We start from the raw sequence: 11,999 nt of genomic DNA, 5'->3' as shown, positions 1-11,999 counted from the left end.
CGGCGATGGCCGCCGCCGTATGGGCGCCGATCCCCGGCAATTCGCGCAGGCCGGCCTCGGTGTCGGGAAAGCGGCCCCCGCCGAAGACGTGATGAAAGCCTGGGCCGGGCTCGGCTACTATTCCAGGGCGCGCAATTTGAAGGCCTGCGCCGACCTCGTCGCGCTGCGCGGCGGCCGCTTTCCCGACACCGAGGCCGGCCTGCGCGAATTGCCGGGGATCGGCGCCTATACGGCGGCGGCGATCGCGGCGATCGCCTTCGACCGGCCGGCGGCAGTCGTCGACGGCAATGTCGAGCGGGTGATGACCCGGCTCTATTCGATCGAAGCCCCGCTCAGCGAAGCGAAACCCGAAATCCGCGCACTGGTCGAAAAGCTGGTGCCGCAGGCCAGGCCCGGCGATTTCGCCCAGGCGATGATGGATCTCGGCGCGACGACCTGCACGCCGAAGCGGCCGCGCTGCATGCTCTGCCCGGTCCGCGAGGATTGCAGCGCCATTCTCACGGGCGATCCCGAGCGTTTCCCGGTCCGCCTGCCGAAGGACGACAAGCCGCTGCGCAGGGGTGCTGCGTTCGTCGCCGAGCGCGCCGACGGCGCCATCCTTATGCGCAAACGGCCGGAGAAAGGCCTGCTCGGCGGCATGACCGAGGTGCCGACCACGGGCTGGACGGCGCGGATCGACGGCGCCACGACAGCCGGCGCCGCGCCCTTTCCCGCCGATTGGCGGCGCGCCGGGCAGATCGGCCATGTCTTCACCCATTTCGCGCTCGAGCTCGAAATCTTCCACGCCCGCGTCAACGGCGCCGCGCCATCCGGGCATTTCTGGTCGCTGGCCCACGAGATTTCCGGGGAGGCGCTGCCGACTGTCATGAAAAAGGCAATCGAAGCGGCCATACCGGGCGCGACCAAGAGACCGAAAGGCATGCAATGACCGAAATCCGCCATATCGTCTTCGACATCGGCAAGGTGCTGGTCCATTACGATCCGGACATTCCGTTCAGCCGCCTGATCCCCGATGCCGGGGAGCGGAAATGGTTCTTCGATAATGTCTGCACCAGCGCATGGAATCTCGAGCAGGATCGCGGCCGGACCTGGGAAGAAGCCGAGGCGCTGCTGATCGCCGAGCATCCCGACCATGCCGAGAACATCCGCAATTTCCGCCGCTACTGGCACGAGATGGCGCCGCACGCCTATGAAGACAGCGTCGCTTTGCTGGAAGGCCTGATCGAGGACGGCCACGACGTGACGCTGCTCACCAACTGGGCCTCGGACACGTTCCGCGAGGCCCGCGCCCGCTTTCCGTTCCTGGAAAAGCCGCGGGGCGTCACCGTCTCCGGGGATATTGGCCTGATCAAGCCCGACCGCGCCATCTACGACCATCACGTCGTGTCGTTCGAACTCGATCCGTCGGCCTCGCTATTCATCGACGACAGCCAGAAGAATGTCGACGGCGCCAAGGCCGCCGGCTGGCAGGCGCTGCTGTTCACCGACGCCCCGACGCTTAAAGCGGATCTTGAACGGCTCGGGATTGTGGCCTGAACTGAATCGCTTGCGGCGATCCGTTGAAGCGTCGTTTCAAGAGCGGACCGGCGGCTCAGGCCCCTGCCCGCTCCATGCCGAGCCGGGCGATGCGGCGCAGCTCGTCGATCGGGGTCAGGCCGCCGCTTCGCTCATAGTGCCAGAAGGTCCAGCCGTTGCAGGCGTCCAGCCCCTGCACCTCGGCGCCGATCTTGTGGATCGAGCCGGCGCTGTCGCCGATCGCCAGCGTGCCGTCGGCGCGCACTTTCGCCGCCCAGCGCTTCTTGGCGTCGTAGAGCGTGGCGCCGGGCGCGACAAGGCCGTTGTCGATCAGGCTGATGAAGGCGACGCGCGGTTCGGCGCGCTTGCCCGAAAGCACTGTCAAATCAGCGTTTTCCAGCGGGCGCACCGCGGCGATGCGCTCATTGGCTGCGTCGATATAGGCCTGCTCGCGCTCGATGCCGACGAAATGGCGACCGAGGCGCTTGGCGACCGCGCCGGTGGTGCCCGAGCCGAAGAAGGGATCGAGCACGACGTCGCCCGGCTTGGTCGAGGCCATCATGATGCGGGCAAGCAGCGCTTCCGGCTTCTGTGTCGGATGCAGCTTGTTGCCGTTCTCGTCCTTCAGGCGCTCGCCGCCGGTGCAGATCGGAAACAGCCAGTCGGAACGCATCTGCAGATCGTCGTTGGAGGCCTTCAGCGCTTCGTAATTGAAGGTGTAGCCCTTGGCCTTCTGGTCGCGCGAGGCCCAGATCATCGTCTCATGCGCGTTCTGGAAGCGGCGGCCGCGGAAATTCGGCATCGGATTGGTCTTGCGCCAGACGATGTCGTTGAGGATCCAGAAGCCGAGATCCTGCATGCGGGCGCCGACGCGAAAAATGTTGTGGTAGGAGCCTATGACCCAGATGGTGCCGCTGGGCTTCAGCACGCGGCGCGCCGCGAGCAGCCAGGCGCGGGTGAAGGCGTCATAGGCTTCAAAACTCTCGAACTGGTCCCAGTCATCGTCGACGGCGTCGACCTTGGACTGGTCGGGCCGGTGCAGGTCGCCGTCGAGCTGCAGATTGTAGGGCGGGTCGGCAAAGATGATGTCGACCGACTTTTCCGGCAGGCGGTCGAGGGCGGCGACACAATCGCCCTTGAGGATCGTGTCCAGCCATTCGGACTTAAGAGGGGCGTGGGAAAGCTCGTCGAGAAGACGCACGGCAGACATCAAAACACCCAAACAAACGCGTTACGGTTTACTGGCTGTTATGGTTACCGATCAGCGTAAACATTCGGTGAAGGCCCGACGCCTGACCCTCGGCGGTTTGCGCAGGCCGGCCCGTTGGTGTATGCCGCGCCGCTTAAGCCAGTCAGGCTCCTCCCCCAACGACCCAGATTGCCATGCCCCAGCCAGATCTTGTCATTTTCGATTGCGACGGCGTGCTCGTCGATTCCGAAATCATCGCCGCGCGCGTCGAGGCCGAGCTTCTGACATCGGCCGGCTTCGAGATTTCGGCTGTGGAGATTTCCGAGACCTATGCGGGGCTGACCTTCAAGGACATCATGCTGCGGCTCGAGGAGAAGTCGCACATTCCGTTCCAGGCCTCGCTGATCGACCGCGCCGAGGAGCTGGTCGACCGCAAGCTGCGCAGCGACGTGCGCATCATCGACGGCGCCCGGGAGGCGGTTGCGGCCGTCACGGCACCGCGCGCCGTCTGCTCCAACTCACGCACCGAGCGGGTCGAATTCATGCTGGAGAGGGTGCGGCTGCTGCCGTTCTTCGCCGGCCGTATCTTTTCGGGCCTGGACATACCCAGCAAGAAGACCAAGCCGGCGCCGGATGTGTTCCTCTACGCCGCAGAGAAGCTCGGCGCCAACCCGAAGAACACTTTCGTCATCGAGGACTCCGTGCACGGCATCGCCGGCGCCAGGGCGGCCGGCATGCGCGTGATCGGCTTCACCGGCGCCGGGCACAGCTATCCGGGCCACGCCGACGCGCTGACCGAGGCCGGCGCCGAAACGGTCATCCGGCGCTGGGCGGAGCTCAACAGCACGATTGCGGCGCTCTCGGAGTGGTCGGAAGACGCCTAAATCCGTTCCGATCCCAGCCCTGCTCAGTTCGTCGCCGGAGCGCGTTTCTTCCGCTTGCCTTTCGACTTGTCCGCTGGGGCGGCCGGCGTGTTTTCGTCAAAGCCCGCATAGGCCTGGTAATCCTTTGCGGAAGGCTCCGGCACCACGACATTGGTATCGGTGAAGACGAACTGGGTTGCGGCCGAAGGATCGGTGACCTGCACCTGGTACTGATGGAGCTGCGAATAAAGCACCTCGTCGCCACGCTGGACGGCGATGCGGATCGGCATCATGACGGTTCCGGGCGCGAACATCGGGCCCGGCACGACCTTGCCCGCGACCGCGATCTTCATCGACAGCTGGCCGTTGGCATGGGTGCAATCGCGCGTCATGTCCGCGATCGAGGCCTGGTAGATGATCTTGGACGGATCGTGAGCGGGATCGACCGGCTGGCCGTTGGGGACGGTCTGGGCTGCGGCGGCCGCCACCTCGGCTTCAGCGTCGGCCGCGGCGTCAACCTTCTTTTTCTTCGGCTTCGCCGCCGTGCCCTTGGCATAGGTGTTGAAGAAGGCTGTCCCGTCGCGCAGCGTCACTTTCGGGCAATAGGCCTGCAACTGGCTGGCGAGTATCTTGGGGTCCTGCGGCGGTATCGGAGCTGTCGGATCGGGTTTCTTGCCGATGCCGAGGTTCAATATGCCATTGTCGCTCGATTGGCAGCCGGCGGCGGCAAGCATAAAGCCGGCGAGCGCCAGACCCGCGACAAAGCGACGGTTGACCGAAAAAAACGCCATGAAACTGCACTTCCCTCTCACAAAGCCGGTGACGTATAGCAACGGCGCGGCAAAAATGCGACTGAGCCGGCTCGGAAAATTAACCAATTGCCGTGGATGACGCGACCGGCAGCAATGGGCCTTTTACGATGCAATATGTGAGTACCCGCGGCGATGCGCCCGCGCTTGGATTTTCAGACGCGGTGCTGGCCGGGCTGGCGCGCGACGGCGGGCTTTACCTGCCGCGCGAATGGCCGCGGTTTTCGCCCGCCGACATCCGCGCCATGCGCGGGCTTGCCTATCCGGACCTTGCCATCCGCGTGCTGACGCCCTTCCTCGGCGGCGAGATCCCGGCGCCCGTCTTCGAGCGGCTGGTGCGCGAGGCCTATGCCACTTTCCGGCATGAGGCCGTGTGCCCGCTGGTGCAGACCGGCAAGAACATCTTCATCCTCGAGCTGTTCCACGGCCCGACGCTGGCCTTCAAGGACGTGGCGATGCAGTTGCTGGCGCGGCTGATGGATCACGTGCTTGCCGACCGCGGCCAGCGCGCCACCATCGTCGGCGCGACTTCGGGGGACACCGGGGGTGCCGCGATCGACGCCTTCGCCGGCCGCGACCGCACCGACATCTTCATCGTTTTCCCGCATGGCAAGGTTTCGCCGGTGCAGCAGCGGCAGATGACGACGTCAAGCGCTGCCAACGTCCACGCGCTGTCGGTCGAAGGCAATTTCGACGACTGCCAGGGCCTGGTGAAGGACATGTTCAACGACCACGTTTTCCGCGACAGGGTGTCGCTATCGGGCGTCAATTCGATCAACTGGGCCCGCATCATGGCTCAGATCGTCTATTATTTCTCGTCCGCTCTGTCGCTCGGCGCGCCAGACCGGCCGGTTTCCTTCACCGTCCCGACCGGCAATTTCGGTGATATTTTCGCGGGTTACGCCGCCAAGCGCATGGGCCTGCCGATCGAGCGGCTGATCATCGCCACCAACGACAACGACATCCTGGCGCGCACGCTGGCGAGCGGCGAATACCGGACCAGGGGCGTGTTCGCCACGACCTCGCCGTCGATGGACATCCAGGTGTCGTCGAATTTCGAGCGCCTGCTTTTCGAGGCGGCTGGCCGCGACGCCGAAACGGTGCGCCGCTACATGAACGGGCTGAAGCAGTCCGGCGCCTTCACCATTGAGGAAGGCGAACTTGAGCGCATCCGCGCCGAGTTCGACGCCGGTCGCGCCACGGTGGACGAGGTCGCGGCCACCATCCGCGCGACGCTCGAGAAAAGCAACTACCTGCTCGATCCGCACACGGCCGCCGCCGTTCATGTCGCCGCGTCCCACGCTTCCGGTCCGGTGCCCATGGTGGTGCTCGGCACCGCGCATCCGGCGAAATTCCCGGCCGCGGTCGAGGCAGCGAGCGGCGTCACCCCTGCCCTGCCCGCATGGCTAGGCGGCTTGATGACAGCCGACGAAAAATACACGATACTTCCATCCGACTTGAAAATGGTGGAAGATTACGTGAACCGCCACTCGCGGGCGGCGCGTTAGGGAGTACTTGCCATATGGGTGTTGAGGTAAGCCGTCTGTCGAACGGCCTGACAGTCGCCACCGAAACCCTTCCAAGCATCGAATCGGTTGCCCTAGGGGCCTGGGTGAAGTCCGGCGCCCGCAACGAGCGCGACGAAGAGCATGGCATGGCCCATCTGCTCGAGCACATGGCGTTCAAGGGTACGAAGCGCCGCAGCGCTTTCCAGATCGCCTCGGAAATCGAGAATGTCGGCGGCGAGATCAACGCCGCCACCAGCGTCGAGACGACCTCCTATTATGCCAGGGTGCTTTCCGACGACGTGCCGCTGGCGGTCGACATCTTGGCCGACATCCTGCAGGAATCCGAATTCGATCCCGACGAGCTGGAGCGCGAGCAGCATGTGATCCTGCAGGAGATCGGCGCCGCCCACGACACGCCCGACGACATCGTCTTCGACCGTTTCACCGAAACCGCCTTCCGGCATCAGACCATCGGCCGCTCGATCCTGGGCACGCCGGAGACGGTCAAGTCCTTCACTTCCGGACAGTTGCACGACTTCATCGAGCGGCAATACGATGCCGAGCGCATGGTCCTCGTGGCGGCCGGCGACATCAAGCACGACAATTTCGTGCGTGAGGTGGAGAAGAAGCTCGGCGGCTTCCGCGCCAAGGCGGCGGGCAATATCCCGCAATACGCGCAATATGTCGGCGGCGACTTCCGCGAGGACCGCGACCTGATGGATGCGCAGATCGTGCTCGGCTTCGAGGGCCGCGCCTATCATGTGCGCGACTTCTACGCCTCGCAGGTGCTGTCGATGATCCTGGGCGGTGGCATGTCGTCCAGGCTGTTCCAGGAAGTGCGCGAGAAGCGCGGCCTCTGCTACTCGGTCTATGCCTTCCACTGGGGTTTTTCCGACACCGGCATCTTCGGCGTGCACGCCGCCACCGGGCAGAGCGACATCGCCAAGCTGGTGCCGGTGATCATCGACGAATTGCAGAAGGCCGGCCAGAGCATCCAGCAGGAAGAGCTCGACCGGGCGCGCGCGCAATATCGCGCCGGCCTCATCATGTCGGCCGAAAGCCCGGCCAGCCGCGCATCTCAGATCGCCAGGCAGATGCTCCTGTTCGGCCGGCCGATCGCCAAGGAGGAATTGATGGAGCGGCTTTCGGCGCTGACCGTCGAGCGGCTGACCGACCTCTCCTCGCGGCTGTTCTCGACCAAGCCGACGCTGACTGCGGTCGGCCCCGTGGGCACGCTTGCGCCCTACGAGGCGATCCTCGAATCGCTTGCGGGTCCGCAGACGACGGCCCGCAGGCTCGCCGTCTAGCTCCGTTCCAGAGCCGTGTTCGCGCTCCCTTTCTTTCGCCGCGACCTGCCGGCACTGAAGGGCGAAAAGGTCACGCTGCGCGTGCCGCTGACCAATGACTATCGCGAATGGTCGACGGTGCGCGGCGAAAGCCGCGCCTTCCTCGAGCCCTGGGAGCCGCGCTGGCAGCCGGACGAGCTCGACCGCACCGCCTGGCGGCTGCGCATCAGCCGGTACCGCGAGGATTACGCGCAGGGCACGGCCATCGCTTTCTTCATCTTCGAGAAATCGAGCGGCAAGCTTGCCGGCGGCATCACGCTCGGCAACATCCGCCACGGCGTCGCGCAGAGCGGCCATATCGGCTACTGGATCGGCGAACGCTTCGGCAGCCGCGGCCTGATGACCGAGGCGGTCAAGCTGGTGTCGCGCTTCGCCTTCGATACGCTGAGGTTGCACCGGATCGAGGCTGCCTGTATTCCCGAAAACGCCCGGTCGATCCGCGTGCTTGAAAAAGCCGGATTCCGGCGCGAAGGACTTCTCCGATCCTATCTCAGGATCAACGGCATCTGGCAGGATCACTACCTCTACGCCCGGATCGCGGACGATCCGCCGGGTGATGGAACGAAGGGCTGAATGTGACGAATTTTTCGCGATTAGCGTCGCTGTTCGCCCTTATCCTGGCGGTCGTCGTCACGTTTTTTGCGGCCATGCCGGCTTTCGCCGTCGAGCCCATCAAGATTGCGCGCGACGACAAGGCGCTCGACCTTTCCGGCGCCGTGCAAATCTACCGAAACCAGGGCGAGAACTTCCAGGTCTCGACCGCGCCAGGCCCTGACGGCATCGTGCGGCGCATCGAGGTGGAGGCCAATGACGCGCGCTCCAGCGGCGACTGGGCCGTCTTCGCGCTGGCCAACACCACCGACCAGCAGCTCGACCGGCTGATCGTCGCGCCGCATTTCCGCCTGGTGAACTCCGGCATCTTCTGGCCCGACCTCGGCTCGACGCGCATCGCCGCGATCACGCCCAGCGAGGGCTTCGCGCTCGACCGCCAGACAAGCCCCGACGCCGACGTGTTCCGCGTGACGCTGAACCCTGGAACGGTGGTGACCTTCATCGCCGAGCTCGCCTCGCCGAAACTGCCGCAGGTCTATCTCTGGGAGCCGGATTCCTACAAGGACTCGGTCAATTCCTACACGCTGTTCCGCGGCATCGTCATCGGCATCTCAGGCCTTCTGGCGCTGTTCCTGACCATCCTGTTCGTGGTTAAAGGAACCTCGATGTTTCCGGCAACGGCAGCGCTCGCCTGGGCGGTGCTGGCCTATATCTGCGTCGACTTCGGCTTCCTCAACAAGATCATCGAAATATCGCCCGGCAACGAGCAGATATGGCGAGCCGGCACGGAGGTGGCGCTTGCCGGAACCTTCGTGGTGTTCCTGTTCGCCTATCTCAACCTCAACCGGTGGCACGGCCATTTCAGTTACGGAGCGCTGGTCTGGATCCTTGGGCTGCTCTTGATCGCGGGCGTCGCCATCGTCGATCCCGCGGTCGCCGCCGGCATCGCCCGCATCTCCTTCGCCGCCACCGCGCTCACCGGCATTGGCCTGATCATCTTCCTCGGCATCCGCGGCTACGACCGAGCGATCATGCTTGTGCCGAGCTGGGTGATGGTGCTGCTCTGGCTATGCGGGTCGTGGATGGCCACCACCGGCATGCTGGACAACGACATCGCTCAGCCGGCGCTGGGCGGCGGGCTGATCCTGATCATCCTTTTGATCGGCTTCACCGTCATGCAGCACGCCTTTGCCGGCGGCGCGCTGCACCAGGGCCTGTTCTCCGATCTCGAACGCCAGGCGTTGGCGGTGGCCGGCTCGGGCGACATCGTCTGGGACTGGGACGTGCTGCGCGACCGCGTGGTGACCAAGCCGGACATCAGCCTGCAGCTCGGCCTAGCGCCGAACAGCCTTGGGGGTGCCGCCCGCAACTGGCTGCCGGTGCTGCACGCCGACGACCGCGACACATTCCGCACCACGCTCGACGTGGTGCTGGAGCACCGCCGCGGCAAGGTGGCGCAGAATTTCCGCCTGCGCGGCGCCGACGGCCACTACCACTGGTTCTCGCTGCGCGCGCGCCCGGTGATCGGCTCCGACGGCGAAGTGATCCGCTGCGTCGGCACCATGGTCGACGTCACCGAGCAGAAGAAATCCGAGGAAAGGCTGCTGCACGACGCCGTGCACGACAACCTCACCGGCCTGCCGAACCGCGAATTGTTCATGAACCGGCTGGAGGCGATCATCTCGATCGCCCGCACCGAGGACAAGGTGCGCCCGACGGTCTTCATCATCGACATCGACCGCTTCAAGCAGGTCAATGACGGCCTTGGCATTTCCGCCGGCGACACCATTCTGCTCACCGTCGCGCGCCGGCTGCACCGGCTGTTGAAGCCGAAGGATTCGCTGTCGCGCTTTGCCGGTGACCAGTTCGCGCTGATGCTGCTTTCCGAGCAGGACCCTGCCCGCATCGCGGCCATGGCCGACGCCATCAAGCACGCGATCAACAACCCGATCACCTTCGCCAAGCGCGAGATCGTGCTCACCGCCTCGATCGGCCTGATCACCTGGACGACGGCGCAGACTTCCGCCGAGGACATGGTCAAGGACGCCGAGCTTGCCATGCACCAGGCCAAGCGTTTCGGCGGCGACAGGATCGAGCCGTTCCGGCCTGCCTTCCGCACCGTCGGCACCGATCGCCTGCAGTTCGAATCCGACCTTCGCCGCGCCATCGAGCGGCGCGAGTTCACGCTTGCCTACCAGCCGATCGTGCGGCTGGAGGACGGCAGCGTCGCCGGCTTTGAGGCGCTGCTGCGGTGGGACCACCCGCGCCGCGGCATGATCCCGCCGGGGGATTTCATCCCGGTGGCCGAGAATTGCGGGCTGATCGTGCAGCTCGGCCTGTTCGCCATGCAGCAGGCGGCCGAGGACCTCGCGGGCTGGCAGAAGCAGATCGGCGACGCGCCGCTGTCGGTTTCGGTCAACCTGTCGAGCCGCCAGCTCATCCGCCGCGACCTGGTGAGCGATGTCCGCTCTGTCATCGCGCGGGCCAATCTGAAGCCGCGCTGCTTCCGGCTCGAACTCACCGAATCCCTGGTGATGGACAATCCCGAGCAGACCGCGCATGTGCTGACTAAGCTGAAGCAGCTCGGCATCGGACTGTCGCTCGACGATTTCGGCACCGGCTATTCCTCGCTCTCCTACCTGACGCGCTTCCCCTTCGATACGATCAAGATCGACAAGAGTTTTGTTGACGACGCGACGCCCAAGCGCGCCGTGCTGCTCAAATCCATGGTCAACATGGCGCATGAGCTGGGGCTGTCGGTCGTGGCCGAAGGCATCTCGGACGAAAGCGACGCGCTGGAACTGCGCCAGATGGGCTGCGAATATGTCCAGAGCTTCATGTTCGGCGCGCCGATGCCCGGCGACCAGGTGCTGAAGACGCTGAGGGAACAGTATCCGCTGACCCAGGCTTAATTGGGCACCGTGATGCGGCCTGCCGTTCCGGTGGAGTAGCAAGGCCCTCTGCGACTGGCCGTGACATCCATCACATCGTCATCCTCGGGCTTGACCCGAGGATCCATTCCGTGACGTTAAAGCGTTGAAAACGTATCAGAATTCTGCATCGCTGCACTCTACGGTCGGCGTAACGGCATGGATCCTAGGGTCTGCGCGCGTCGCTTCCTCCTTGCTCCGCCCTAGGATGACGACCACAACGGGCGGCTCGGCCAACCTCGAAGGTTTGCGATGATCCGATGCAAACGGTTCCGACCGACGTCGCGAGCGTCACGCGTGCCCGGCGGCGGCGCTCAGATGGGCGAGGTCGATTCCGATCGAGGCCAGGATACGGTCGTATTTGCGCTCGATATCGGCATCGAACAGAAGCTCCTGCGTCGCCGGACAGGTGAGCCAGCCATTCTCGGCGATCTCGGTTTCGAGCTGGCCGGCGCCCCAGCCGGCATATCCGAGCGCCATCAGCGCATGTCGGGGGCCGCGCCCAGTGGAGATGGCGCGCAGGATGTCGACGGTCGCGGTCAAACAGATATCGTCGGAAACGTTGAGCGAGGATTCCACGCGATAGTCGCCGGAGTGAAGCACGAAGCCGCGGCTGCGGTCGACCGGCCCGCCATTGCGCACGACGAAATCGCGCGTATGCGCCGGCAGTCGGATCGCTTCCTGCTCGTTCATGATGCCGAGCTGCACCAGCAGATCCGGAAACAGCATCTGCTGCGTCTGGTTGATGATCAGCCCCATCGCGCCCTCGTCGCTGTGGGCGCAGATATAGATGACGGAGCGCGCGAAACGGTCGTCCTTCATGCCGGGCATGGCAATCAGGAACTGGTCGTCTAGGAAGCCGCGTCCGGCGGCCGCCTTCTTGTGGCGCAGCAAGTCCATGGGTTGAGCGTAACGCGTTTCGGCTGCGCCGAAAAGATGGTGTCAGTCCCCGATGTCACGCAAATATGATACCGGAGGAGCGACGAGGCCATTGCGCGGCCAAGAACGGACGGTCAAATCACCGCCATGCGATACATGAAGATATTGGTTCTCGGGATCGTTTTCGGATGGGCTACGGGCCTCCCGGCCGAGGCCTCTTCCTCGATCTGGTACAATTCGGAGGGCGGCAAGGTCCGGCTGGTGACCACCGGCAAGCCCGACGAGGCCGGCAAGATCCGCGGCGTGCTCGACATCGCGCTGAAGCCGGGCTGGAAGACCTATTGGCGGGATCCCGGCGATGCCGGCGTGCCGCCGCAGCTCGACATATCGGGCAGCACCAACATCGCC

The 11,999-nt window shown here is 64.8% G+C and carries 10 protein-coding genes and 1 pseudogene; 8 read left to right on the top strand and 3 right to left on the bottom strand.

Going from position 1 to position 11,999, the window contains the following annotated elements:
- Together EOA27_RS06275 and EOA27_RS06270 are read left to right on the top strand one after the other, a co-directional pair.
- The coding region (locus EOA27_RS06275; RefSeq protein ID WP_145970273.1) for an A/G-specific adenine glycosylase at positions 1 to 928 on the top strand (928 nt) is incomplete at its 5' end.
- Positions 925 to 1,536: an HAD family phosphatase gene (locus EOA27_RS06270; RefSeq protein ID WP_126078547.1), complete on the top strand. Its 612-nt coding sequence runs from the start codon at positions 925 to 927 to the stop codon at positions 1,534 to 1,536. The genes EOA27_RS06275 and EOA27_RS06270, both read left to right, overlap by 4 nt.
- 55 nt (positions 1,537 to 1,591) lie before the next feature.
- Here the strand turns inward: EOA27_RS06270 and EOA27_RS06265 are convergent, their stop codons facing one another.
- Positions 1,592 to 2,725, bottom strand: coding sequence for a site-specific DNA-methyltransferase (locus EOA27_RS06265; RefSeq protein WP_126062194.1), 1,134 nt, complete (start codon positions 2,723 to 2,725; stop codon positions 1,592 to 1,594).
- A gap of 173 nt (positions 2,726 to 2,898) precedes the next feature.
- Here EOA27_RS06265 and EOA27_RS06260 point away from each other — a divergent pair, with 173 nt between their 5' ends.
- A complete protein-coding gene (locus EOA27_RS06260) occupies positions 2,899 to 3,588 on the top strand; it encodes an HAD family phosphatase (protein WP_126078548.1) in 690 nt (229 codons plus the stop codon).
- Positions 3,589 to 3,611: 23 nt separating this feature from the next.
- On the opposite strand, the gene EOA27_RS06255 is transcribed toward EOA27_RS06260, so the two are convergent.
- Positions 3,612 to 4,358: a hypothetical protein gene (locus EOA27_RS06255; protein ID WP_126078549.1), complete on the bottom strand. Its 747-nt coding sequence runs from the start codon at positions 4,356 to 4,358 to the stop codon at positions 3,612 to 3,614.
- 128 nt (positions 4,359 to 4,486) lie between these two features.
- On the opposite strand from EOA27_RS06255, the gene thrC reads away from it, so the two are divergent.
- From thrC to EOA27_RS06235, 4 genes are read left to right on the top strand one after another with little or no spacing between them, the layout of a single operon-like run.
- Positions 4,487 to 5,884: a threonine synthase gene (gene thrC, locus EOA27_RS06250; RefSeq protein WP_127255757.1), complete on the top strand. Its 1,398-nt coding sequence runs from the start codon at positions 4,487 to 4,489 to the stop codon at positions 5,882 to 5,884.
- Positions 5,885 to 5,898: 14 nt separating this feature from the next.
- Positions 5,899 to 7,191, top strand: a complete 1,293-nt coding sequence (locus EOA27_RS06245; protein ID WP_126062200.1) for a pitrilysin family protein — start codon at positions 5,899 to 5,901, stop codon at positions 7,189 to 7,191.
- Between the two features lie 15 nt (positions 7,192 to 7,206).
- Complete coding sequence (locus EOA27_RS06240) at positions 7,207 to 7,803, top strand: GNAT family protein (protein ID WP_042641788.1); 597 nt, start codon at positions 7,207 to 7,209, stop codon at positions 7,801 to 7,803.
- A 2-nt stretch (positions 7,804 to 7,805) separates the two neighbouring features.
- Positions 7,806 to 10,694: an EAL domain-containing protein gene (locus EOA27_RS06235; protein WP_126078551.1), complete on the top strand. Its 2,889-nt coding sequence runs from the start codon at positions 7,806 to 7,808 to the stop codon at positions 10,692 to 10,694.
- Between the two features lie 309 nt (positions 10,695 to 11,003).
- Here EOA27_RS06235 and EOA27_RS06230 read toward each other — a convergent pair whose 3' ends face one another.
- On the bottom strand, positions 11,004 to 11,612 hold the full coding sequence (locus EOA27_RS06230; RefSeq protein ID WP_126062202.1) for a YqgE/AlgH family protein: 609 nt from the start codon (positions 11,610 to 11,612) through the stop codon (positions 11,004 to 11,006).
- A 126-nt stretch (positions 11,613 to 11,738) separates the two neighbouring features.
- Here EOA27_RS06230 and EOA27_RS06225 point away from each other — a divergent pair.
- Positions 11,739 to 11,999, top strand: a pseudogene (locus EOA27_RS06225) (hypothetical protein); the annotation flags it as partial.

This window comes from Mesorhizobium sp. M2A.F.Ca.ET.037.01.1.1 (genome assembly GCF_003998075.1).
Classification (GTDB): Bacteria; Pseudomonadota; Alphaproteobacteria; order Rhizobiales; family Rhizobiaceae; genus Mesorhizobium.
This window is presented reverse-complemented; position numbering and strand designations above follow the sequence as displayed.